We start from the raw sequence: 23,881 nt of genomic DNA, 5'->3' as shown, positions 1-23,881 counted from the left end.
TTTTCTGTTTATGTCAGATTACTCCTGTATCCATGCCTGGTTGGCATCACCATTGGCATTCCACACCACGACGTTACCGCCATCACTGGCTTGTGCCGCTGTGACGGCATAACCGGTGTTCTTGCGGGTCCTGAGGGTATTGTCGACTTTGTTGAAACGCTGGTTCTCATGGTCATTACACTCCCAGACCACGACACCACCGCCATTCCATGTCTCACCCTTGTAATCCAGGCAGACATTGAGGTTGCTCTGCAAGTGGAATCGACCATTGCCATCCTCCCACCATTTTTGTGAGGCCTGATTTCTACAGGTGCTGACCACCACGTTGCTGTTGGATGCCGTGCCGGTAGCTGTCAGGCAGCCGTAAGCCCCATTGCGCAGTTGGACAAAGTTTGTGTTATCCACATACCAGCGCTGGTTGGCACTGCCGCTGGCCTGCCACATGCCGACCTGCCAGACGCCACCTTTGTAGTCATCTGCCACATATTGGGGGTGTTCTTTCAGCCGGAGCTGGTTGCCATTGAACTCCCACTTCTGGTAGCTGCTGTCGCTGCAGCGGGTCAGGTAGAACCAGCCATTATTCCAGGGTTGGCCGGTTGCACAGTAATCTTCGTTCAGTTTAGTGTGCAGTCGTCCCTGGGCGTCCTGATACCAGAACTGGTCATCATAACTGCCACAGTACCAGTGCTCGATATTGGCGTCTTCACTGGCGCCCCGGGCCACGAGACAATGACCATCGCCGTTGTGGATGCGCAGGTATTGCTTGTCGCTGCCATCCAGAGAGCTGACGTAGCTAACGAGTAACTGCAAGTCCGGATCTGTCAGGCCGGCAGTATTGCCATGGCCGCTGCGGAAGACGTCAAGCAGTGTTTCCGCCTGGCCATTATGGAAGTAAGGCGCGGTATTATGGACACCAAGCAGGGTAGGGGTTTCAAACCCGACGCCTGCCAGCGGCTGGCCGATGCCCAGTCCGGACGATGGCTGAATGGTGCCTACATCGTGGCGCTGTCCATCCGTGAAGGTTGAACCACTGTGGCAAGACGCACAGTTCAGGCTATCAAACACCACTTTGCCAAGTTGCGCATCGTCAGTTAGTCCACCGCTGGCCTTGCGCAGACCGCTGCGAGGGTAATCTTCCAGGGAGGCAACATAGGCTGCCAGGGCATCCAGTTCGGCGTTACGACCGGCTTTTTGCGCGCCCAGAGGATCGGCCGTTGCGGCAAATTCGGCATCGCTCAGGAAACCACTGCCACCAAAGGCATTGCGGATGTCATTCTCAAAGTCCTGGATCTCATCAAAATTCGCGGTCCAGTGGACATTGCCGTGGGCATCACCCATGCGGCCTCGAAGGGAGATCGTGTTTCTCAGGCCTTCACCACGATCGGTAAAGTCCCAGACGATGCCATCTTCGCTACCGTCATCGTGACAGCTGGCACAGCTGATGTAACCATCACGACTCATACGCTGATCCCGGGCGTTATAGAATATCTGTTTGCCCTGAAGCACCTGCGCTGTCAGCTTTTCACTACCAACTGTTTTGATTTCCGCCAGTTTCACTGGTGCAAAGCCTGTGGACTCAATCACGTCGGTAATGTCGTACACCGAGACGGTTCGCGATGTGAAGTTATAGATGAACAAGGTTTTGTTATCCGGGCCAACAACAACCCCCTGGGGGGCCAGCCCGCTGTTGTCGATAGCCCCCCGACTGGCGCTGTTATAGGCATCAATGATTTCAACACTGTTGGAACCCTGCAGGGCGACAAAGGCATAGTCACCCATTGCCGTAAAGGCCACGGCGCGCGCCGAGTCACGGTCGTTGAAATCAATTTGCTCCTCAAACAGCTCTTTACCCGTTATCGGATCAATCCGTGTCACTATCGTTCGAATCGTGCTGTCCTGGGTCAGGGCCTGGCCATCCCGGTAGCTGCCACGAACAATGTTGTCTTTCTTGGACGGTACCCAGAGGCGGTAACCATCCGGTGACATGGCGACACTGTGCAGGTAATTGGGAATTCCCCGGCTACGGTCTTCAGCATCGACGGTTGTGGTATCGACCGTCAGAGGAATACGTCGTGTGATGCTCATTGAGGAAGCGGAAACTTCCGTCACCTCGCCGCTGGTCATGGCTGAGCGGAAACGGGTGACATAGACCTGCTCCCCGTTGCCGGCAATGGCGATTGCCCGTGGATCCTGGTTGATGGCCACGCGTCCCGAGACAGTTCCGCTGGCCGTATCATACCGAACCAGCTCATTGGTTCCCTGCAACGTGACATAGAGGCTGCTGCCGTCCGGGCTGCCGGCAACGGCATAAGGCCGACTGCCATAGGGGAGATAGATGTTCTCAACAATGCGACCGCTGCTGTCCAGTGCAACCAGACGATCTTCACCTTCAACCGTGACCCACAGTCGTCCATCGGGTAAAGCCGCGATGCTTCTCGGGTGCTCGCCCACCCGGACTTCCCAGGCCTTACCGTAGGAGAAGGCGTCAATGGCGGTTACGGTGCCATTGTCCGGGTTGATGTTATAGATCTTGTTTCCATCCCGGGTGATAGGGCCACTGTTGACCGGCTGAACCGGTGTCAGAGGACGGGTGACGGTCTTGACGAAAGATGTCGAATAACTGCTGTTGTCATCCGTCACGGTCAGAATGACCTGGTAATGGCCGGGTGTCGTCCAGGTATGAGATACCGAGGCGTTGTTACCGGCATCAATAATCGTACCGTCGCCCAGGTCCCAGCGATATTGCAGGTTACTGCCTCGGCCTGTTGCAGCGATAACGGTTGCGTCACCGGTTTCTACTGCACTGCTGGCAATGGATTTATCCAGACTGACCACCATACGATCAGCCAGTGCGCGGACTTCATCAGCATTTAACACCCGGTTATAAACCTTGAGATCATCCAGACTGCCAGCCAGTTTGGCGGAGTTGCCGCTGATCTGGCCGATGGTGTCGAAGTTGTAGCCTCCGCCGAAAATACCACTGCGTGCTGATCCCTGGCCGCTCAGTTCGCCATCAACATAAATCTTGACGGAGCCATTGCCGGCATCACGGGTCATGACGACATGGTGCCATTGTCCGTCGTTGATGGCGGAAGCTGTAGCAACACCGGCATCATTGCCAGCAGAGACCCGCAAACGACCGTTACCGTCAATCCATCCCCAGAAGACATCGCCGGTACCGCCATTCTGATCACGACCCATCAGGCCGGGCGCCTGCCAGGGGTTATTGTTACCGTTCTGACTGGTTTTCAGATAGAGGCTGACAGTGCCGGTTCCGCCCAGCACATTGGATAACGCGACATCCGTTCGAATGGACTGCTGGCCAGACAGGCGGATACCGCCGTCTTCATAATTGACGGTACCTGAAAGTGTGCCGGTATTACCGCTCCAGACATCATTCAGGTGGCCATCGAAGGTCCAGTGGTAGACAAGTCCCCGATCATTCTCCTCTCCCGTGGTAAAGGTTGACCGGAAGGCTTGGTCAACCGCATTACCGGCATAGTCATGAATACCGTCCACAGGAATAATGACTTCATACGTGGTATTGGGTGCCAGTGTCTGTTCTGGTGAAAAGTTCACAATACCAAGTTGGGCGCTGTAGCGTCCGCTAACCGGCGTGCCATCCATTGTTTGGACAATAAAGGTGTTATTGTTGACGCTTTCCAGATCAATACTGTCGGAGAAGCCAATGCCAATTCGGGACGTGGTCGCCTGATTGGTCGCCTGGTTTCTCGGCGACACCTGTCGAACAGCTGGTGGCGTGGTATCCGGATCAAGGTCATGCACCATAAAGGCATTGCCGGTGCCATGGTCATTACCGATAAACACCAGGTTACCAAAAGGGAAGACCTGGCCATGATCGGCATTGCTGACATTCAGGCTACCTTTACCCACATCACGGTAGGCGCCGGTATTGCTGATATCGACCTTGTGAACGCTCTCTTCGGTACCCTGGAAGACGTAATCATCCTGCATGCTGCAGTAAAGCTGTTCATTTATAACCAGCGTATTGTTCTCCAGCACGAAACGGGCCGGGTCATCCAGGTTATACGTCACCATGCGGGCGCCACTGCCCCGTACGGACGCAACCACTTTCTCACCATCAAAACAGGTGGCGTAGTAGGTTTGTGGCAGGTCCGGGGTTTTGTCCAGCAGCAGCGGGTTCAGTGGGTCACTGATATCCAGGCTGGCGAAACCATCCTGCTGATCCATGGAGCTGATCACCAGCTGATTACCCATGGTGAAAATCGGTCCTACCCTGAAACCGCCCAGTTCTGCTGGTGGCACTGGATTTGGCCGGTTACCGCCACGGTCAGCAATGCGAGGGTTGGTGGGGTCTGTGGCATCCACAATGTAGATGCCCTGGTTGGCGACCGCCACGTACACATAGGGGGCTTGCCACCAGAGCTGCCATGCGACACTGGTATAGTCTCCGGCATTCACACCCGGCAATGACAGTTTAGAGACCTGCTGGATGTTGTTGATATCGGTGAAGTCCCAGAACTCAATGCCTGTGGTGGTCTGGATGGTGATATACCGGCGCCCATTCAGGTTGGTCGCACCGATAGCATGGGCTTCACGAAATTCACTGGTGCGCCCGTTAGGCTCATAAATGCGTTTGGCCAGTTTGATATTGCGGGGGTCGGAGACATCATAGAGCAGAAAACCGCCGGGGCCCCAGCCGCTATCCGGGGCAAACAGCGTCAGGAAATACCCGTTATGCATGATGCCGACATTGGTGCCGAAGGCTTTTCGAAACGGGTAGGTGGAAGGAACGCCGTTATCCCGGTTGATCCATGAAACGGGTTTGAACAGCTCCGATGCATTATATGAAAGGTTGCCGAGACCCGGGCCGCTGCCCCAGGCCAGACCAGGCAGCAGGACGCTGACCAGCCAGGCGAATAGAACATGCCTGCGCATGATGGACTCCAGTGTGTTGTTATTTTTGTTATTACAGGGGTAATAGTACCAATACTTTTCTTTATTGACACCATGGTTCTATTTTGTGAGTGGGTATGACATTGCAGCCAAAAGACGGTATGTCATCACATTGAAAAATCCGGTTATCCCCACTAAACCTTCATGCTTCTGTCGCTCTAACAAAACTATGACGAGGCTGACTGTATGATCAACATGTGGAAGGGTGCTGTTTTGGCTCTTATGCCGACATTGGTTTTTGCGTATGAATCATCCTTTCCGGAGACCATTTCGGATCAAGCAAAAACCCATATGCAGGCCATACCTGATCCATTGACGGTGAAACCCAATCCGAACACTGATGATATACAGGGCTGGGCTGCCGTTAATCAGGCGCTGGATGAAAAGTTACGGCCCGGCAATCAGGCCATCATTAAACGTTTTGAGCCAACCATTACAGAGAAAGTCATTCACTCGGTACCCGTGATAGAAGTGCTTCCAAAGGGCTGGAAAGATAACGGCAAGGTGCTTGTTTACGCCCATGGTGGTGGTTATACCCGTTACAATGCCCAGTCGACGTTGCTGCGCTGTATTCCTGCAGCCAATGAAACGGGGCTTAAAGTCATTTCCGTTGATTATACGACAGCGCCTAAAGGCAATTACCAGACGATAACCGATGAAGTGATCGACGTCTTCAAGGGGCTGATTGAACAAGGCTATCAGTGGAAGGATATCGCCGCTTACGGGGAGTCGGCTGGAGGCAGCCTGATAGCCAGTGCCGTGTTGAAGCTTCGAGACCAGGGTGAGCCCTTGCCTGCCGCACTGGTTCTCTGGTCGCCCTGGTCAGACATCACCGAGACAGGCGACACCTATATTACGCTGAAGGACTCAGAACCCGCTTATCACTATCAGTTGCACCTGAAATCATCCGCAGACGCCTATGCACCGGAATTGGAGCAGAAGCATCCCTACGTTTCTCCCGTTTATGGCGATTACCAGAAGCCGTTTCCGCCGGTGCTGATTCAGGGGGGAACCCGGGAAACATTCCTCAGCAATGCCGTCCGCTTATACCAGGCAATGGATCAGCCAGGGCATACGGTAAAACTCGACCTGTATGAAGGCATGCCCCATGTTTTCCAGATTCACTGGGATTGGCCTGAGGCGAAGCTGGCTATCCAGAAAATGAATGACTGGCTGGAACCTTGGCTCAATACGATCTGATGGCGAGAGGAAAGACAGGCTCAGGGTTGATGGAAGGGTAATGACGGCACGTGCCAGTTGCTGATTCATACACTCTTTCTGGTATCCAGAAATAGGCATGGCTTGTTTTTCGGCATCACAGAATTGTCACACTCCCGGAATAGGCTTGTAGGCAATGAGTCGGACAGTGCAATTATCGCTGTCCGGTTGTCTGCCGCATTAATAAGGAATGCCTATGTCCGAGAATCCGGATGTACCTTACCTGCTTCTTACCCCGGGGCCGATCACCACGTCGCCTTCTGTCAAGGAAACCATGTTACGCGACTGGTGTACCTGGGATGATGACTATAACGCGATCGTTCAGGAAATCCGTGCAAGGCTGGTGCGCCTGGCAACGAAAGCGCCGGGTTATACCTCTGTGCTGATGCAGGGCAGTGGAACGGCGACCGTTGAATCTGTGATTGGTACGGCGCTGCCCTCAGATGGGCGGCTGCTGGTGATTGCAAACGGGGTCTATGGCCAGCGCATTGCGATGATTGCTGAATACCTTGGGATTGATCATCAGTTACTGGATTTTGGTGAGCAGGGGGAAGTGGATCCTTCCGTCGTGGAACAGACTCTGGCTGATGACCCGGCCATTACCCATGTAGCCATGGTGCATTGTGAAACCACCACGGGGCGGTTAAATCCGCTGGAAGCTGTTAGCCGAGTGGTCACAGAGGCTGGACGTTGCTGGATTGTGGATGCCATGAGCAGTTTTGGCGGCATTCCCATGGATATTGACGAACTGGGCATTGATTTCCTGATCAGCTCCGCCAACAAGTGTATCCAGGGGGTACCGGGGTTTGGGCTGGTCGTGGCTCGCACAGCAACCCTGCATCGACTGGAAGGCAACGCCCGTTCGCTTAGCCTGGATCTCTATGACCAGTGGCGCTGCATGACCCTGAACTATGGCAAATGGCGCTTCACATCACCGACCCATGTCGTACGTGCTTTCCGCCAGGCGCTGGATGAGCTGGATGAGGAAGGTGGCATTGCCGCTCGCAACCGCCGCTACGCCGAGAATCACCGGATTCTCATCAGTGGCATGGAAGAACTGGATTTCAGACCTTTGTTACCGGCTGAATCCCGTTCTCCTGTCATTACTTCGTTTTATACCCCTGATCATCCTGATTTCCAGTTTGTTGAGTTTTATGAACGCTTGAAAGGCAAGGGGTTTGTGATTTATCCGGGGAAAGTCTCTGAAGCGGATTGCTTCAGGATTGGCACCATTGGTCATGTTTTCCCGGATGATTATCAGCGACTTCTGACTGCCGTCAGGGAATCCATCTACTGGCAATAGCCGGCATCAACTAATAAACGACAGAATAAAAAGCAGGGGAAATCGACGATGAACTACATCTGGCAGCGGCGTTACACCGGGCCGATACAGGCGGTGATATTCGACTGGGCGGGGACGACCGTTGATTTTGGCTGTATGGCACCCATTGCGGCTTTCCGGCAGCTGTTCGCCAGGCAGCAGGTGCCCATCACCCAGGCGGAAGCCCGGATACCCATGGGCACTGAGAAGCGTGAGCATATACGGCAAATTGCTCATATGCCCCGGGTCGCAGGGCTGTGGCAGTCCGTCCATGGTCGCCCCGTCGATGACGACGACATTGATCGTCTTTACGAGGCACTGGTACCGCTGCAGATTGAAGCTATCGCCCAGTATGCAGACCCTGTCCCCCACCTGACCACCGTGATGGGGGCACTACGTGAACGTGGCTATCTCATTGGCGCCAATACGGGCTACAGCAGCGAAATGATGGCCGGTTTGCTGGATGCTGCTGCTGATTGTGGTTACCGGCCAGACAGCAATGTTTGCGCGACCGAAGTGCCCCGTGGTCGTCCCGCCCCCGACATGTGTCTGAGAAACATGGTTGAACTGGGTATCAATAATGTGTCGGCCTGCGTCAAGGTTGATGATACGCCAGTAGGCATTGAAGAAGGCCTGAATGCCGGCCTGTGGACCGTCGGTGTGGCGATCAGTGGTAATGAAGCGGGTTTATCGCTTGCTGAATGGCAATCCCTGTCTGCTGCAGAACAGCAGGCTGTCAGACTCAGGGCGAGTGCAGGGCTTCAACGGGCTGGGGCGCATTATGTGATTGATACGATCGCGGATCTGGTGTCCTGCCTAGATGATATCGAATTGCGTCTGTCCCGCGGCGAAACACCCTGAATGGGAATGCCGCGGCTATGAGCAGTATTGCTGTCACTCTGGTGTTGTTGTCTGCCGTGATGCATGCACTCTGGAATGCACTGGGAAAGCAGGGGGGCAGTGATCCCCTGTTTTTTGAGCGGGCAAACTTTGCCGCTGCCCTGTTGTTTTCGCCGGCCGCGCTGATGGTCGGCTCTGCCTGGTTTCGCATTGATCCAGTATTCTGGTTGTTACTGGCTGGTAGTGGCCTGTGCCAGTATGTCTATTTGACATCACTGGCACAGGCCTATCGTTTGGGTGATTTATCCATGCTGTATCCGATTGCCCGTTCGGCCCCTGTGATTGTGGTGACTATTGCCACTTTAATGCTTGGGCAAGGAGATCAGATCAGTGGTCAGGCGATTGTGGGCACTGTGCTGGTTGTTGGAGGCTGTTTACTGCTACCGGTTAAGCGAGTGTCACAATGGCATTGGCGTGACTACGCCGGACCAGGTATCGCCTTTGCGTTACTGGCTGCTTTTGCGACCGCCGGCTACACACTGATTGATGCCAAAGGCATGCAGTTTCTCCGGATGGAACTCAACGCTGTGCTGGCAGCCATTGCCTACATGTGCCTTCAGGCATTAACGACCGGTGTATGGTATCGATTCATGTCAGCTCTGCTAAGGCATGACCGGCAGGCGCTCTCCATGGCGAAAAACAGGACTGCTGTCGTAACAGGCGGCATGATGTGTGCGACATATGTGTTGATTCTGATTAGCATGGGTTATGTCAGCAATGTCAGTTATGTGGCGGCTTTCCGGCAGGTGTCGATACCGATTGGCGTACTGATTGGCTTGTTCTGGTTTAAAGAGGCGTTTTGGCCAGGGAAATGGCTGGGCAGCGCCGTAGTATTATGTGGATTGTTGTTGGTAGCGTTAGGCTAACAGCCACGTAAAGCATTGACCTGTGTTGAAGGTTAATCCTCAGCGCCCATGTAATAAGCAGGGCGCTGTTAGCCCCAAATAATAGCCATCAAAGCGTTATTTAGAGTTCTCCGCCTTGGTACTCATACTGATCTTCACTGCCAACCGGATAACTGACAATACCTTCAGCAGATAAAGGCACAGGGCCGATCTCTGATGGGGGATTGTTCCAGAAAGCCTGATCCAGCGTGAGCTGATAGTGTTGATATTTATGATTCGGTGAGGCCACTCTGACCCAGAGTTCTGATGCCCCATTGTCAGTGATACGGGTGACCCAACTTGCCAGGGTGACATTTCTTAGAATACTGTCGTTTGGTCCATTTTTAGCGCTGTTCACCCAGTTGTAGTAACTGCCCGCCATGGTTAACTGGCTGGGTGCTTCATTCATTTGCGATTTAATCGAGGTAAAACGGTGCTGTGAATCGGGATAGAAGACCTTGTTAAAGTGTTCCATGCCTTTCAGCACATAATGGTTGGTATGGTATAGCTTGTTTCCATTCTGTTTGGCGCTAAGGGTCTGGTAGGAACCTTTGTCAGGCCCAACCTCGACAAGGATGGCTTCATGTTTATCGCCAATAATCAGAAAATTCGCCAGGCCATCAGCAAATAGTGTTTGTTTGGCTTTTCTCACCTCTGCGACTGATCGGTAGTTTTCAAGAATGGTGTAAATGGCAGCGGATTGGTCGTCATCATTGAAATGGCTGGCATTATTGATTGAGGCGGATTCATTCTGAACAACTGCCAGACCATGTTGGTTAACACCGGCAGCAATGTAGGGATACGGTTTTCGTTTGTGTGAATGATAAAACAGGCCGATGTAGCGGTTCCCTGTAGTAGATTGCCTGACCTCCACTGACTGGTAAGCCGCCAGCGAATCGCGGTTTTTGGCAATCAACAGTCCGCCATCGGCATTGGCATTACCGGTAGAGGCAAAGGTCGTGCAGGCGTGCGTGAGGCCAGGCAATGCTCCGATAATGGGTAATAAAAGCGCGGAGAATGGACGCAGGTTAAAAAAGCTAGTCATAACGCATGATCTCGCAGGCAATGTGGACGTTACAGGAAGGTACTGGAAACTCTGTGTTGGTGAGTCGCTACTGTTGTGAGCTGTCCAAGGCTTGGAAAATGAAAGGCAAGCATCGACATTGTGCAGGTTGATTCACACTACAAAAAGTATCAGTGATTGATGGTTTTTCCAGTGGTTCTAGGCAGTTAGTCTGATGTCGTGGGTTTGTAGGTGTTTACTTTTATTGATTGTGGCGCGTCTAATTATCGAGTGATTGACAGACTTTGACATAATCTTTCAGGGGCTTTGTAGTATCCTCCCGGGTTTGATTTGGGCTGGGGGTTGATAAAATCAACCCGTTTAACGATGAGCAAAGCGGAACGCGAATGAATCAGACGCCTGGAATGATCAGGGAAACCTTTCCGGTCGGTCCCCTGCAATGTAACTGCACGATTATCGGTGACCCGGTGACGGGGAAAGGGATTGTAGTTGACCCCGGTGGTGATGCCGAGCTGATCCTTGAGAAGGTACGGGCACATAATCTTCATATCATTGCCCTGATCCATACTCATGCTCACCTGGATCACTTCCTGGCCAGCGGCGAGCTGAAAGAGAAGACTGGGGCGCCCATCCATCTGCACAAGGAGGATAAATTCCTCTGGGACAATCTTGAGACCCAGTGTCGTATGTTTGGCGTACCCTATCGTCCCGTGCCAGGTCCTGACTTCTGGTTGCATGATGATGAGGAGCTGGCCTGCTGCTGTGGCGTTGCCATGCATACGCCGGGACACAGTCCGGGCTCCATGAGCTTCTGGTTTGCTGATCATAAACTGTTGATTGCCGGCGACACACTGTTCCGTCGTGCGATTGGCCGGACTGACCTGTGGGGCGGGGATTACCCAACCATTGAACGCTCCATTCGTCAGCGACTTTATACACTGGATGAAGAGGCCGTAGTGGTAGCAGGGCATGGTCCTGATACCACTATCGGTGAAGAAATCCGCGAGAACATGGTTATTAGAGGTTAACGCGCAATGACAGTTGCCAAATCACAATGTGCATTGAAGAAGCTGACTGCTGTCGTATTAGTGGGGGCTGTGCTGGCCGGCTGCCAGACAACCAATCCCTACACCGGTGAGCAGGAAACCCAGAAGTCTGCGAAGTACAGTGGCCTGGGCGCCTTGGCTGGCGCAGTCGTCGGCGGACTGGCGAATGGTAAGGATGGCGCACTGGCGGGTGCGGCCTTAGGTGCTGCTGCCGGTGGTGGATACGGCTATTACGTCGATCAGCAGGAAAGCAAGCTGCGTGCGCAGTTACAGGGTACCGGTGTCCAGGTTCAGCGTGTCGGCAATCAGCTGAACCTGATTATGCCCGGAAATATTACGTTTGCGTCCAGCTCCGCCAACATACGAGCCGACTTTTATCCGGTGCTGGGCTCTGTGGCGAAGGTGCTGAAAGAGTATGACAACAACACCATTGTTGTGGTTGGGCATACCGATTCAACCGGCGATGAAAAGCGTATCAACCTGCCGCTGTCGCAGAATCGGGCTAACAGTGTGGCAGACTACCTGATGGGGCAGGGGATTTCCTCCACCCGCATTACTGCCTATGGTGTGGGATCGAGCCAGTCGATTGCTACCAATAAAACACCGGAAGGGCGGGCGGCCAACCGTCGGGTTGAAATTTCGCTCAAACCACCCGCGAATCAATAAGGCGTAACTAAAAAGGGGCAGTACAAACTGCCCCTTTTTAGCTCAATTGACTTCTGCGTAGGTTGGTTCTGTCTGCGAGGGTTGGTTGGTCATGGTGTCCAGCAAGTTGTCCTTGTCCGTCCACAACGTATTGACCCAGGTCTGGAACTGTTCGCGGAATGCCGCGTCATTGCTGTAATCCTTGCCAAGATAGTGATCCGGTATGGGCAGTTGTTCAATCGTAACGCTGACCGTATCCCCTTTCCCACAGAGAAAACCCCAGAATGAGGGAGTGGTGCCATTGTAGGAGATGGTGATATTGATCATGGTTTTCAGCTGACTGCCCATGGCGCCCAGAACAAAACCCGTACCGCCGGCCCGTGGTTTGAGCAGGTGGCGGAAAGGCGACTGCTGTAGCTTATGCTTGGTCTCGGTATAGCGGGTGCCTTCCATGAAGTTGAAGATGGAGACCGGTACTTCCTGAAACTTCTCACAGGCTTTGCGGGTTGCCCGGAGGTCTTCTCCCCGTTTTTCCGGGTGCTTTTCCAGGTAAGCCTTGGAATAACGCTTCATGAAAGGAAAATCCAGCGCCCACCAGCACTGACCGATAATGGGGGCCCAGATCAATTCCTGTTTGATGAAAAATTTCAGCATGGGTATGCGACGATTCAGCAGGTGTTGCACGATAAAAATATCGGCCCAGGACTGATGGTTGCAGGTCACCAGGTACCAGCCATCTTTCTTGAGGTCATCAAGCCCCTTGATCTGCCATTGCATTGGCCGGGTCAATTTCATCCAGCCGCTGTTGAGGGTGATCCAGAATTCCGCAATCACGATACAACTCTTGGTGCTGAACCGGTGCCAGGATTTTACGGGTATCAGAAAACGGCTCGCGCTGAAAAGGATCAGTGGCAAACACAGTAACAGGGTGTTCAATCCCAGCAGCAGGGCTGAGAGGCAACCACGCAGCAAGGGAGGCAGAAATGACAGCATTGCTATAAGTCTATGGTCCAATCTGAATATTCAATGTGGGCAATTTTACGTATCTCCCGCCGGTTGGCAAACGGCATTGTCAGCAGGGCTGACCAAACAGGATTTATTTTCTGACATTTACAGTCTCTTTGCATTTTTTTGGATCGGACTCAGGTACGATGCCATCATGTTTAATAGTATGAGGATCCCGCCTTGTTACTGCTGGTAGTGTTTGCACTGGTAGCCATTCTCGTTTCATTTCTGTGCTCAGTATTTGAAGCTGTACTTCTTAGCATCACGCCGTCCTGGCTGGCTGGTATTGAGCAGAAAGGTGATCGTTCCGCCAAGCGCATCAAGGCGCTGAAGGACAACATTGACCGCCCCCTTGCCGCAATCCTAACCCTGAATACCGTAGCGCATACCGCTGGTGCTGCAGGTGTTGGTGCGCAGGCGGCTGTCGTATTTGGCAACCAGTATCTTGGCCTTGTTTCTGCAGTGATGACGGTGCTGATTCTCGTACTTTCCGAGATCATTCCCAAAACCATTGGCGCTACCTGGTGGCGACAACTGGCACCGTTGACTGCGATCTGTCTGGGTTGGATGGTGCGTATCCTGGCGCCGGTGATCTGGTGTCTTGAATTGCTGACCTCCCGTATGACCCACGGTCATGGTAATGACAGTGAACTCAGGGCGGAAATTTCTGCACTGGCTGAGCTGGGTCGTCGTCAGGGTGAACTGGCATCAGAAGAGAACCAGATTCTCCAGAGTCTGCTGCGTTTCCGTGATGGTCGACTGAATACCATCATGACGCCGCGCACGGTGGTTTTCTCTCTACCCGAATCCGTGACCACGGCGGAGTACCTGGAAAAGTACAGTGACAAAGGCTTTTCCCGTATCCCGGTGTACGAAGGGGAGCCTGATGATATCACCGGTTTTGTGCTGCGTGCCGAAGTGCTGGCCGCGCACCATCAGTCTGGTGGTACCGCGACATTAGGTAGCCTCTGTCGTCCTATCCTTCGGATACTGGATCGTGAGCGGGTGGACAGCCTGTTTTCACGGCTGGTGATCGAACGTTCCCATATCGCGATGGTGGTGGATGAATACGGCGACATGCAGGGGGTGGTTACCCTCGAAGACCTGATCGAAACGCTGCTCGGCATGGAAATTGTCGATGAGTGTGACCGGGATGTGGATATGCAGAGCGTTGCCCGCCGCCGTCGTATGCGTTGGCTGAAGAAGCATCGCTTGCAGATGTTCGGCGCTACCGGAAAACTGGAGCCAGCCAATATGGCTCCGGTTGGCAAGGCGGATGCGGCAGCTTCCTGAGCCCCTGACCGGCGTGCTTAAGCGTGAGCACCAGACCATGACCGCGATGGTCAGGCTCTGGTGCCGCGGTCACCATAATAGTGATGATGATCTCTGTCCGGAATGCCGTGAATTCTTAGCTTTCGCAGCATTCCGGTTGTACAAATGCCCTTATGGGCCATCCAAACCCACCTGTTCCCGTTGTCCCATCCATTGTTACAAACCAGTCATGCGCGACAGGGCCAAAGCCATTATGCGTTACGCCGGGCCGCGTATGCTGTTCAGGCATCCGCTACTGACTGTGCGTCACCTGTTGCATGAACGCAGGGCTGCTCCACCGTTACCTTCAAAACGCAAATCGCCGCATTAGTTGCTGGCGGCCTGTATGGCTGTCAGAGCGATGGTGTAGACGATATCGTCAACCAGCGCACCGCGGGACAGGTCGTTGACGGGTTTTCTCAGTCCTTGAAGCATGGGGCCGACACTGATGACATTGGCGCTGCGTTGCACGGCTTTATAGGTTGTGTTTCCTGTGTTCAGGTCAGGGAAGACAAACACCGTCGCTTTACCGGCCACGGGGCTGTCCGGCGCCTTACTACCGGCAACGGAAGCAATGGCGGCAGCGTCATACTGGAGTGGGCCGTCAATCAAAAGGTCAGGTCGTTTTTCCCGTGCCAGACGAGTGGCTTCGCGAACCTTTTCTACATCCGTGCCATGGCCCGATGACCCCGTACTGTAACTGATCATGGCGACCCGGGGTGGAATGCCAAATCGCGCAGCGGAGTCGGCACTCTGGATCGCAATGTCTGCCAGGGCGCTGGCGTCAGGATCCGGGTTTACCGCGCAGTCACCATAGACCAGCACCTGATCGGGCAGAAGCATAAAGAAGATTGACGACACTGTGCTTGTGCCTGGGCGGGCCTTGATCAGTTGGAAGGCAGGACGGATGGTATTGGCCGTCGTATGGACAGCGCCGGATACCAAGCCATCGACATCGTCCAGCGCCAGCATCATGGTGCCCAGTACCACGTTGTCTTCCAGTTGGGCTTCGGCCATGGGCTCGGTCAGGCCCTTGCTGCGGCGGAGTTCGACCATTGGGGCGATATATTGTGGTCTGAGTGTGTCGGGATCAAGAATTTCCAGGTCATCCGGCAGAGTAATGCCCAGGTCACTGGCCACCTGTTGCACACTTTCTTTTCGGGCAAGCAGTACGCATCGCGCAATGCCTCGCTGTTGACACAGGATGGCGGCCTGGATGGTTCTCGGCTCATCACCTTCGGGTAGCACGATACGTTTGTTAGCTTTTCGGGCGTTTTCGACCAGCTGGTAGCGGAATGCTGGTGGCGACAGACGGGGCTCGACGGGTTCGCCACACCGGGCCTGAATCCAGTCAATATTCAGGTGTTCTGCCACGTCATTCATGACTTTCTGTAGGCGTTCCTGATCGTCCAGTGGAACTTCAGTATTCATTCGGTCAAGACGAGTGGCGGTTGTGTAGGAGTTGCTGTCGGTGATCAGGATCGGCAGACCGGTTTCCTGGATGGCCCGGCGGCAGAGTGTGGCGATCTGTTCCTGTGGAGGGAGGTCGTTGGTTAGCAGCAGACCTGCTAACGGTACCCCGTTCAGTGCGGCCAGGCAGGTGGCCATGATGATGTCATCACGATCACCGGGGGCAATAATCAATGCATCCGGGCGCAGGTGGCGGACAATGTTGGCCGCAGTGCGCGCACAGAGCACCCGCTGTGCCACACGACGGTTGTCAATGTCGCCTTCATTCAGAATGTCGGCCTGCAGCAGGGTGGCGACATCCCGTGTCCTTGGCGCTGACAGGGTGTTGTTCCAGGGAATGTGTCCAATCGCTTTAAAAGGCTTGCGCCGAAAGGGACGCAATGTCTGACACTCGCCGTTACGGTCAGTCACGCTGGCAAGGTAGTCGGGTTTAACCTTGTTCAGGATATAGCCAATAACATTCGGGTTACCGGTGCCGCCGAAGGTATCGGCGGTAATCTGCAGTTTGTCTGCGGTGTCATGGGGTGTTTCATCATCCGGTGCGTGGACGATGATGATGTCGGCATTCAGACTGCGGGCGATATCAACATTTAGTCGTCCGGCGTAGGGCATGGTACGGCTGGGCACCAAGCCTTCCACAACCACAACGTCAGCATCTTTTGCCGCCTGGGCCAACTGGTTGACCACTTTTTCCAGCAGCTCATCGCGTTTATTGTCGCCGAGCAGATTTTCGACCTTGGAGAGTGGGACTGGATCGGGTGGTGTCAGTGAAGTTGCTGCCCGAACCTGTTGGGTGGAGCGTTCCGGGCCGGTGTCTGAGCGGTGCTGTTGTGCCACTGGCTTGAGAAAGCCAACTCTCAGCCCCAGCTTGTCAAGCGCATGGACTAGTCCCAAGGCGATGGACGTCAGGCCAACACCATAGCTGGTTGGAGCGATGTAAAAGACATGCATCCTCAGTCTCCCGGCAGATTGTTGTCTTTGTCGCAGGATATGAGTGTTATTGTACCTGTTTGTTTTTGATATTGTCTTGAACAATAAAGAATCGAGGGGATTTGTCAGTACTCGTTGACAGGATTGTTAATTAGCTAGTTTTGCTTAGGCAATTGATAGAAGACTGTCAGTGAACATTTGTCGGTAGATTTGTCTAAAGCAGGTAATTTTCCAATTATGATGGTTTCTATTTATGGCAACGCCTGTAGGAGAGATGCAATATCCGCCCCATTTGCCTCTAATCGATATATTACAGGAAGAGAGCTGTGATATACGCAAAGTCTGGCGGGTGATATCCCAGTTGCCGCAACCTGATATCTGCAATGCCATTCACGAAAGAGTTAATCGAGATATTGGTTTGTATGCTATTGATCAGGTTGAGTGTGCCATTAGTAAGCTTGTTAAAAAAAAATGGATTGCTAAGAGTGTCAATGATAATAACGAGACAGTATATAGTAGTAACCCGTATATTGATTTTTGTCTGTATTGTCACGAGTGTGACTTGAGCAGTATCAGATGTTATCTAGAGGCTCAAGGTGGTATAGGTATTAATAAAGTTGTTGAACTTCCCTACTCACCTGAAGGTTACTGGAGTTGTCCATTGGTTGAAGCTTTTGGTGCGGATGTTGATGAGGATAAAAGAACGACAGTTGTTGAGTTTCTAAAGGAAAAAGGTGCCAGAATACCTCATCTTATTTATAAGGGAGAAACATTTCTTCATGTGCAGGCAAGGTTTATTGGTGATGAAAGTCCTGCTAGTCAGAATGCGGAGGCGATTCGGTATTTTATAGATAATGAGGATATACAAGGTAAATGTTTGAGTAGGCTGGATAGTGAAGGTCGAACTCCTGTTGAGGTGGCAGTTATTTATGGTAATAAAAATATAAAGGCATGCCTTGAACAGTATGAGATTATTGTCAGGGTAAGGCGTACTATGGCGATTAGGGTCTGTGATTATATATCTAAGCAATCGGGATCTATTTCTGTCATGGTGATTAAAAAGCAATATCCAAAAATAGCGGATGTTGAAGGTGTGATGCGTTATGCAATAAAAGAAAACTGGTTGTCTAAGGATGTTGCTGCAATAGCACGATATGGTCATATACGTTTTAAAATTAACACCTATCTAAAGGTAATGACGGCATGCCGAGATGGTAATGCAGAAATTATTGGAGAGGTTAAACAAGATGATAAACGATTCTGGCACTTTTACATGAATATGCCTGTAGGTGATTTGTCCGGCGAAGATAGCTGTCCATTGCAGGAAGCGCTTGAGTCTAAAAGCGAATCAAGAGAGTTGGTTATTAAAGTCCTGGCTGAGGCTGGAGCGAGATTTTCTGATGTAGATAATACTGAAAGGATGTACAGCTTTCTCATAAAGCAATTCAAGGCAGCTAATATTTTGGCGTTTCAATCTTGTCTTCAGTATTTTGATACTGATGGTGAAATGCTGCTATATAAAAGCGAAAAAAATGAGAGGTTGCAGGATATTCTTCAACAAGAAGGAGTGAGTGAGTTTCTGGATGCGCTTGAGCAGCATCGGTCAAACCTTTCTCAGAAAAAAGTTGGTCAGGATAGTGCAGGGACAGGAAATATAGTACCCGCTACCAGTGCGGAGAAATCTGAGGGTGTTGGAGTAAAGGTGTCAGATAATGCATCTACACCAGTGCATGATACAGAAGCTGTAGCCGACTTCTCATTGGAAACGGCGCATCAACATAAAGTATCAGAGCCATCAGCCGTACGCGATGAAGTTGATACGATGATGATAGTGAAAGATTACAGTGAAAAGTATGGCATTGAAGCTCATGGTGGTGATGCGGAACAGCAGGCTATAAGTGATGATGCAGTCTCGTTTAAGCAAGCTCAGGTGGTTTTACAGGACTTTTTCTTACGGTATCCCTTAGTGAAAGAAGATAATATTAGCAGAGGGTTGGAATGCCTTGGGCAAGTTGATGTTGAGGGGTTTAAATGCTGTTTTAAGTATTTGGGAATGGAAGGTTTGTGTGTCGATGATCAAAAAAATACGCCTGTCCATTATGTTGCTGGTAAATTGTTTTTTCAAAGAGTGCTTGCGCGGGATCATAGCTTGAGAGAATTGAGTCTTTTTGCGAAATGCGCCAGGGTAAATTCAATTATAAAAGGTGTTGTAAGGTTTTGTGTTGCGAAAGGATGTTTGATATCTGCACAAAATAAACGAAATCAGACGGCTTTGCATAGGGCAATCCTAAATGAAAATTTTGAGCTGGCTGTTTTCTTTATTAGGCAAACGAAAAATATAAAAGAATTAATGTTGCTTGATATTTTTGCATGTTCACCTTTGATGCTTGCAGTGAAAAAGCATTATGAGGAAGTTGTTGTCCAATTACTTAATCGTGGAGTTGAAGCTGATGAGGTTTTTTCTTCAATGAATGAATCTGATATCAAGTACTTTAAAGATGTGGTGGTTCTTAATGAAGAGTTGGCAGAGTTAAAGCTAACAAAAAAAACAGCAGCTGCATCGGATAAAATGAAAGTTGACTAATTCATGAAAGGGGGATGGTATTTCTGTGATCAGGAAATATTGCTATCAATCTTTCCTGATCAGGTTTCAGAAATTAATTTTTTTGTCCTGCTTGGCGATCAATCCATAATAGTGTTGCCCCAATGACCGCAGCAGGCATAACTATCAGATTAATCAATGGGATGAGCGTAAATAAAGCGACAATACCACCAAAAGCCAGCAGTTGTGTTCGCTGACGGCTCTTGAGTTGTATCAGCATATCCCTGAAGCGGATCTGCTGGTTATCCGCTGGATAATCTACATATTGAACCGCCATCATCCAGGCGGAAAACAGGGCCCAGAGAAAAGGCGCAGCCAGGTTGATCACAGGAATGAAGGTCAGTATTAACAGTCCCAGCGCCCGTGGCAGGTAATACACCAGTTTCTGGCCTTCCCGGGCGATGCTGCGGGGAATAATAGCGACCAGGTCTTTCCAGCCATTATCTTCCGGCAGCAGGTGAGGGGTGCGTTCACGCTGAATCTTTTCTGCCAGGAAGCCATTGAAGGGGGCGGCGATAAAGTTTGCCACTAAGGTAAAGGTGAAAAACACCGCGAGTGCGATCGTGAGAGCAAATAAGGGCCATAGCAGAATGTGCAGGAACGACAGCCAGTCCGGCAGCCAGGCGATGGCCTGATCAACCCATACGGAGAATTGTTGACCGGCCCACCAGATCAGCAGACCAAACACCAGGATGTTTATGGCTAGGGGAATGGCAATAAAGGGCAATACCGCCGGTTCCTTCAGGCGCTTGAGGCCCTGAAGGAAATAATCGAGTCCACCGACTGGCGACTGCAGGGGGTTAGGCATTGGGTTACCTGTCTATCAGCACAATTGAAAGGATTCACTGGTTCAGATATTCGCAGACCGTTATGATGTCTGCCACAGTTTTCGCCGGACAATGGTAACGGAATTCGGAGCGATTGATGAGTGAAGTGAAACATGCCCGCCTGCTGATCCTGGGCTCTGGCCCGGCCGGTTATACCGCCGCGGTTTATGCCGCCCGGGCAAACCTGAACCCGGTAATGATCACCGGTATGCAGATGGGTGGACAGCTGACCACCACGACGGAAGTGGATAACTGGCCGGGTGATGTGGAAGGCCTGCAGGGGCCAGCCCTGATGGAGCGGATGAAAGCCCATGCCGAGCGGTTTGATACCGAGATCATTTTTGACCATATCCATACGGCAGACCTGAAGACGCGTCCTTTCCGTCTGGAGGGTGACAGTGGCGTTTATACCTGTGATGCCCTGATCATTGCTACCGGCGCCAGTGCCCGTTACCTGGGGCTGGACAGCGAGGAAGCCTTCAAGGGGCGCGGTGTTTCCGCTTGCGCAACCTGTGACGGATTCTTCTATCGCAAGCAGCATGTCGCGGTTGTCGGTGGCGGCAATACTGCAGTGGAAGAGGCGCTTTATCTCTCCAATATTGCTGAAACCGTGACCGTGATTCACCGCCGCGACCAGTTCCGTTCAGAAAAAATCCTGCAGGATAAGCTCTACGACAAGGTGAAGAATGGCAATATCCGACTGGTGCTGGACTCTGTCCTTGAGGAAGTGCTTGGGGATGACGCCGGTGTAACCGGAGTGCGGGTGAAAAACGTCAAGACTGATGAAACGTCAGATATTGATGTGATGGGCGTATTTATCGCCATCGGCCATAGTCCGAATACAGAGATTTTTGCCGGCCAGCTCGACATGAAAGATGGCTATATCAAGGTTCAGAGTGGCACCGAAGGGAATGCGACGCAAACCTCCATCCCCGGTGTGTATGCTGCCGGAGACGTCATGGATCATATCTATCGTCAGGCCATTACCTCGGCAGGCACCGGTTGCATGGCAGCACTCGATGCTGAACGTTTTCTTGATACTGAGCAGGAAGGCCAGTAAATCGCTTTGTCTTTAGTAGCGAGAATCTCAACGGGATTTTGCTGCCAGGGATGCGAGCGGTTGCCGGTATCTGTCATTCAGGCCAAAGACTGCCACCACAGTGGTCAGGCTGCACGCGGTCAGGATCCACGCGGGGCTGGATAACAGCCCCTGCTGGCAGAGACTTTCCAGTAGGGCGGGGGTCAGTCCGCCAATCAGCGCAAATGCCAGATTATGGCAACAGGCAACCCCTGTTGTTCGTACCTCTGTGGGAAACAGTTCGACCAGCATGGTTTCATAACAGCTCATGATCATGCCGAAAGGCAGGGTGAGCAATGCAATAACATAGCTCCAATCAGGGGCGTGCAGGAGGATTGACCACAGGGGAAGCGCCGACACCGTCAGCAGCCCCAGGCCTGTAAATAGAATAGGGCGTCGCCCGGTTTTATCCGACCAGTGCGCAAATATCACGGTATTCAGGCAGATCAATAAAAAGAGTACGGTGGTCAGGGTGAAGTCAGACAGTCCTGTATTGTGCAGATAATGCTGACGGTACCTCGGTATGAAGAGTAATACAGCGATAAGCGATGCTGGTACGGAGGCAATCAGCAGTCCCCTGATTAAGCGGGTAGGAAACCGGGTAATGAGGATTTTCAGAGGCAACGCTGAAGGCGTGTTTCCTGAAATGGCAGCCTGAAATACAGGGGTTTCCGTGAATTTTCTGCGCCAATAGTAACCGGCAATGCCCAGGATTCCGCCGACAATAAAGGGTAAACGCCATCCCCACTGGTTGATCTGGACATCACTCAATACGCTATACAGGAGTACGCCGCTCAGACTGCCCATCACATTGCCAAAGGTCACACCGGCGATAACCAGTCCGGTAGCGCCCCCTCGCCGGTTTGCCGGTGCGTGTTCTGCAGAGTACACAATGGCGCCAGGCAGTTCGCCGCCGAGTGAGATACCCTGGATGACGCGTAATACCAACAAGAGGCACGGGGCAAACGAACTGATTGTTTGATAATCAGGCAGTAGCCCAATACTCAGTGTTGCCAGGGACATGCACGTGATGGAGCTGAGGAAAACGGTTCGTCGACCATGGCGGTCGCTGATATGCCCGAACAGGAGCCCACCCAGGGGACGGATGATATAGCCCACGGCAAAGAGCAGCATCACCGGCAGGATACCGTTCCATCCACTCTCCGCAGGAAAGAAATTGGCGGCAATCTGGGGAGCAAAGAGAATAAACAGGGTGAAATCGTAAAATTCCAGGGTGCTGCCTGCGGCAGACAATATCTTCAGGGTGCCCGGGGAGAGAGACAGCATGCTGGCCATGTGAGAACGGTGACACCCTCATGGGAAAAAGTTGGCGAAGCCAGTATGGTCAATATTGAAGAAACTGCCAGCATGGGAGGGCGCTAAACGCGCCCGGGGTTATGTCCTGTCACCGAATAATATGGCCATTTCATCGCTGATCTGCTTGCGCATATCCATCAGTTTGATGGCGGTTTCCTTGAGCCGGATGTCTTCCTCGGTTTCCGGCACCCATTCGGGAATGCGAACTGGGTGACCCGATTCATCGACCGCCACCATGATGAGGATACAGTGGGTGGTCTGGCGACGATCGCCGGATTTGGGGTCACAGGCCAGCACATTGACATCGATGTGCATGGAGCTGCGACCGGTGTAGATGACCCGGGCTTCCACTTCCACCAGGTTGCCGACATGAATAGGGGAAACAAACCGGATGCCGCCGGCATAGGCCGTGACGCAGTAACGTCCGCTCCAGCCTGCGGCGCAGGCGTAACCGGCAAGGTCAATCCATTTCATCACGGCGCCGCCGTGGACCTTGCCGCCGAAATTGACATCCGCAGGCTCTGCCAGGAAGCGTAAGTTGAGTGTGCGTTGGTTGTTCATGGTGATATTCCTGTTCCTGGTTTATTGAATTCGTTGATCAGTCGGCGCGAGAGCGAATCTTTTCCAGTACTTTCAGCCAGCCGTCTTTGCCATAGGAGACGTCATCCATTTTGAATCGCACCAGTACCCGCAAGTCGTCTCGCTCTTCCACGGTGCGAATGTCACTGGCGGCGTTGTCGAGTACATGCTCATGCCCTTCATTGTCCTTGTAGAGCGTGATCAGGTGGCCTTCGCCGTTCAGCTTGCCGTAGGCCAGTGACAGCCGATCCTCGCTGACGCCGCGCTCCTGCAGGATCTGGTATTTCAGCAGAGCGAAATCCTCGCAGTCTCCCGCCATGTTCTGCTTCATTTCATCGGGTGTCTGCCAGTAATCAGTTGCATTGAACTGCCGGGAATCCCGCACATACTGGTAGTTATTGTTCACCATGTTATTGACCATAAATACCTGGTCAGGGACTGGCTTTGCGGCCTGATTACCCGATCTCGGCTTGCTGATCGCCGAGGGAGAGGGTTCTGCAGGCGGTTCCTGATCTTTTCCCAAATAGCGGGAAAATTCATCAGCATGCTTTCGCTCTACCGGTTTTTTGCTTTGTGTTGATTCAGACTGGGTGTTCAGCAGGTTGCTCTGCGTTCCCTGTCCGGACGTCCTTTGTGTGCCAGACATACATCACAGCGATTTGTCAGGTCTATACCATCAAGTCTAGTTGGCAGGCGTGGTTGGTTTGCGGCGTATTGGCCAGGGGACAGGCGTGTTTATGGCGAATCCTGATAACGCGGCGTTTGTAGTTGGTGGAAGGTTATTAT

General features: G+C 52.3%; 18 protein-coding genes. 10 read left to right on the top strand and 8 right to left on the bottom strand.

Annotated elements, in window-relative coordinates; translation table 11 throughout:
• Window positions 1-18: 18 nt before the first annotated feature.
• Complete coding sequence (locus KHS78_RS01720) at window positions 19-4,920, bottom strand: ricin-type beta-trefoil lectin domain protein (RefSeq protein WP_211824570.1); 4,902 nt, start codon at window positions 4,918-4,920, stop codon at window positions 19-21.
• A 204-nt stretch (window positions 4,921-5,124) separates the two neighbouring features.
• On the opposite strand from KHS78_RS01720, the gene KHS78_RS01715 reads away from it, so the two are divergent.
• From KHS78_RS01715 to KHS78_RS01700, 4 genes are all read left to right on the top strand, one after another.
• Window positions 5,125-6,138, top strand: a complete 1,014-nt coding sequence (locus tag KHS78_RS01715; protein ID WP_211824569.1) for an alpha/beta hydrolase — start codon at window positions 5,125-5,127, stop codon at window positions 6,136-6,138.
• Between the two features lie 214 nt (window positions 6,139-6,352).
• The gene (gene phnW / locus KHS78_RS01710) at window positions 6,353-7,459 is read left to right on the top strand and encodes a 2-aminoethylphosphonate--pyruvate transaminase (protein ID WP_246505983.1); all 1,107 of its coding nucleotides are present in this window, start codon (window positions 6,353-6,355) and stop codon (window positions 7,457-7,459) included.
• 48 nt (window positions 7,460-7,507) lie between these two features.
• Window positions 7,508-8,338, top strand: coding sequence for a phosphonoacetaldehyde hydrolase (phnX, locus tag KHS78_RS01705; protein WP_211824567.1), 831 nt, complete (start codon window positions 7,508-7,510; stop codon window positions 8,336-8,338).
• A 17-nt stretch (window positions 8,339-8,355) separates the two neighbouring features.
• Window positions 8,356-9,243 (top strand): EamA family transporter, encoded by an 888-nt coding sequence (locus KHS78_RS01700; RefSeq protein ID WP_211824566.1) that lies wholly within the window; start codon window positions 8,356-8,358, stop codon window positions 9,241-9,243.
• Window positions 9,244-9,343: 100 nt separating this feature from the next.
• Here the strand turns inward: KHS78_RS01700 and KHS78_RS01695 are convergent, their stop codons facing one another.
• A complete protein-coding gene (locus KHS78_RS01695; RefSeq protein WP_211824565.1) occupies window positions 9,344-10,306 on the bottom strand; it encodes a carcinine hydrolase/isopenicillin-N N-acyltransferase family protein in 963 nt (320 codons plus the stop codon).
• 365 nt (window positions 10,307-10,671) lie between these two features.
• Here KHS78_RS01695 and KHS78_RS01690 point away from each other — a divergent pair, with 365 nt between their 5' ends.
• A complete protein-coding gene (locus tag KHS78_RS01690) occupies window positions 10,672-11,313 on the top strand; it encodes an MBL fold metallo-hydrolase (protein WP_211824564.1) in 642 nt (213 codons plus the stop codon).
• A gap of 6 nt (window positions 11,314-11,319) precedes the next feature.
• Window positions 11,320-11,997 (top strand): YiaD family glycine zipper/OmpA-like lipoprotein, encoded by a 678-nt coding sequence (locus KHS78_RS01685; RefSeq protein ID WP_211824563.1) that lies wholly within the window; start codon window positions 11,320-11,322, stop codon window positions 11,995-11,997.
• A 42-nt stretch (window positions 11,998-12,039) separates the two neighbouring features.
• On the opposite strand, the gene KHS78_RS01680 is transcribed toward KHS78_RS01685, so the two are convergent.
• Window positions 12,040-12,969 carry an acyltransferase gene (locus KHS78_RS01680; protein WP_211824562.1) on the bottom strand — a complete coding sequence of 310 codons (930 nt, stop codon included), beginning with the start codon at window positions 12,967-12,969 and terminating at the stop codon, window positions 12,040-12,042.
• A gap of 192 nt (window positions 12,970-13,161) precedes the next feature.
• Between KHS78_RS01680 and KHS78_RS01675 the strand changes: the two genes are divergently transcribed.
• Both KHS78_RS01675 and KHS78_RS22620 read left to right on the top strand, forming a co-directional pair.
• Complete coding sequence (locus KHS78_RS01675; RefSeq protein ID WP_211824561.1) at window positions 13,162-14,274, top strand: CNNM domain-containing protein; 1,113 nt, start codon at window positions 13,162-13,164, stop codon at window positions 14,272-14,274.
• The gene (locus tag KHS78_RS22620) at window positions 14,258-14,623 is read left to right on the top strand and encodes a nitrous oxide-stimulated promoter family protein (protein WP_211824560.1); all 366 of its coding nucleotides are present in this window, start codon (window positions 14,258-14,260) and stop codon (window positions 14,621-14,623) included. The genes KHS78_RS01675 and KHS78_RS22620 overlap by 17 nt, the downstream gene beginning before the upstream one ends.
• Here the strand turns inward: KHS78_RS22620 and pta are convergent.
• Window positions 14,620-16,713 (bottom strand): phosphate acetyltransferase, encoded by a 2,094-nt coding sequence (pta, locus tag KHS78_RS01665; protein ID WP_211824559.1) that lies wholly within the window; start codon window positions 16,711-16,713, stop codon window positions 14,620-14,622. The two genes, KHS78_RS22620 and pta, sit on opposite strands and share 4 nt — an antisense overlap.
• 232 nt (window positions 16,714-16,945) lie before the next feature.
• On the opposite strand from pta, the gene KHS78_RS01660 reads away from it, so the two are divergent.
• The gene (locus KHS78_RS01660) at window positions 16,946-19,276 is read left to right on the top strand and encodes an ankyrin repeat domain-containing protein (RefSeq protein ID WP_211824558.1); all 2,331 of its coding nucleotides are present in this window, start codon (window positions 16,946-16,948) and stop codon (window positions 19,274-19,276) included.
• A gap of 73 nt (window positions 19,277-19,349) precedes the next feature.
• On the opposite strand, the gene cysZ is transcribed toward KHS78_RS01660, so the two are convergent.
• Entirely contained in the window at window positions 19,350-20,102 is a 753-nt protein-coding gene (gene cysZ, locus KHS78_RS01655) for a sulfate transporter CysZ (protein ID WP_211824557.1), read from the bottom strand.
• A gap of 116 nt (window positions 20,103-20,218) precedes the next feature.
• Between cysZ and trxB the strand changes: the two genes are divergently transcribed.
• Window positions 20,219-21,181 (top strand): thioredoxin-disulfide reductase, encoded by a 963-nt coding sequence (gene trxB, locus KHS78_RS01650; protein ID WP_211824556.1) that lies wholly within the window; start codon window positions 20,219-20,221, stop codon window positions 21,179-21,181.
• 27 nt (window positions 21,182-21,208) lie between these two features.
• Here trxB and KHS78_RS01645 read toward each other — a convergent pair whose 3' ends face one another.
• The 3 genes from KHS78_RS01645 to KHS78_RS01635 all read right to left on the bottom strand — a co-directional run bounded on the left by KHS78_RS01645 (window position 21,209) and on the right by KHS78_RS01635 (window position 23,741).
• Window positions 21,209-22,495, bottom strand: coding sequence for an MFS transporter (locus tag KHS78_RS01645; protein ID WP_211824555.1), 1,287 nt, complete (start codon window positions 22,493-22,495; stop codon window positions 21,209-21,211).
• 99 nt (window positions 22,496-22,594) lie between these two features.
• On the bottom strand, window positions 22,595-23,077 hold the full coding sequence (locus KHS78_RS01640; RefSeq protein ID WP_211824554.1) for an acyl-CoA thioesterase: 483 nt from the start codon (window positions 23,075-23,077) through the stop codon (window positions 22,595-22,597).
• Between the two features lie 37 nt (window positions 23,078-23,114).
• Window positions 23,115-23,741 (bottom strand): transglutaminase-like cysteine peptidase, encoded by a 627-nt coding sequence (locus tag KHS78_RS01635; protein ID WP_211824552.1) that lies wholly within the window; start codon window positions 23,739-23,741, stop codon window positions 23,115-23,117.
• Window positions 23,742-23,881: the final 140 nt, after the last annotated feature.

The sequence above is a fragment of the Kistimonas asteriae genome (assembly GCF_018263925.1).
In the GTDB taxonomy this organism is placed as follows: Bacteria; Pseudomonadota; Gammaproteobacteria; order Pseudomonadales; family Endozoicomonadaceae; genus Kistimonas; species Kistimonas asteriae.
Note: the sequence above shows the minus strand (reverse complement) of the source record. Positions and strands in the feature narration are given on the sequence as shown.

What these genes read in the sequence shown, in the direction of transcription:
- KHS78_RS01720 (WP_211824570.1), bottom strand. Translation starts at nt 4,920, where the DNA reads ATGCGCAGGCATGTTCTATTCGCCTGGCTGGTCAGCGTCCTGCTGCCT.
- KHS78_RS01715 (WP_211824569.1), top strand. Translation starts at nt 5,125, where the DNA reads ATGATCAACATGTGGAAGGGTGCTGTTTTGGCTCTTATGCCGACATTG.
- phnW (WP_246505983.1), top strand. Translation starts at nt 6,353, where the DNA reads ATGTCCGAGAATCCGGATGTACCTTACCTGCTTCTTACCCCGGGGCCG.
- phnX (WP_211824567.1), top strand. Translation starts at nt 7,508, where the DNA reads ATGAACTACATCTGGCAGCGGCGTTACACCGGGCCGATACAGGCGGTG.
- KHS78_RS01700 (WP_211824566.1), top strand. Translation starts at nt 8,356, where the DNA reads ATGAGCAGTATTGCTGTCACTCTGGTGTTGTTGTCTGCCGTGATGCAT.
- KHS78_RS01695 (WP_211824565.1), bottom strand. Translation starts at nt 10,306, where the DNA reads ATGACTAGCTTTTTTAACCTGCGTCCATTCTCCGCGCTTTTATTACCC.
- KHS78_RS01690 (WP_211824564.1), top strand. Translation starts at nt 10,672, where the DNA reads ATGAATCAGACGCCTGGAATGATCAGGGAAACCTTTCCGGTCGGTCCC.
- KHS78_RS01685 (WP_211824563.1), top strand. Translation starts at nt 11,320, where the DNA reads ATGACAGTTGCCAAATCACAATGTGCATTGAAGAAGCTGACTGCTGTC.
- KHS78_RS01680 (WP_211824562.1), bottom strand. Translation starts at nt 12,969, where the DNA reads ATGCTGTCATTTCTGCCTCCCTTGCTGCGTGGTTGCCTCTCAGCCCTG.
- KHS78_RS22620 (WP_211824560.1), top strand. Translation starts at nt 14,258, where the DNA reads ATGCGGCAGCTTCCTGAGCCCCTGACCGGCGTGCTTAAGCGTGAGCAC.
- pta (WP_211824559.1), bottom strand. Translation starts at nt 16,713, where the DNA reads ATGCATGTCTTTTACATCGCTCCAACCAGCTATGGTGTTGGCCTGACG.
- KHS78_RS01660 (WP_211824558.1), top strand. Translation starts at nt 16,946, where the DNA reads ATGGCAACGCCTGTAGGAGAGATGCAATATCCGCCCCATTTGCCTCTA.
- cysZ (WP_211824557.1), bottom strand. Translation starts at nt 20,102, where the DNA reads ATGCCTAACCCCCTGCAGTCGCCAGTCGGTGGACTCGATTATTTCCTT.
- trxB (WP_211824556.1), top strand. Translation starts at nt 20,219, where the DNA reads ATGAGTGAAGTGAAACATGCCCGCCTGCTGATCCTGGGCTCTGGCCCG.
- KHS78_RS01645 (WP_211824555.1), bottom strand. Translation starts at nt 22,495, where the DNA reads ATGGCCAGCATGCTGTCTCTCTCCCCGGGCACCCTGAAGATATTGTCT.
- KHS78_RS01640 (WP_211824554.1), bottom strand. Translation starts at nt 23,077, where the DNA reads ATGAACAACCAACGCACACTCAACTTACGCTTCCTGGCAGAGCCTGCG.
- KHS78_RS01635 (WP_211824552.1), bottom strand. Translation starts at nt 23,741, where the DNA reads ATGTCTGGCACACAAAGGACGTCCGGACAGGGAACGCAGAGCAACCTG.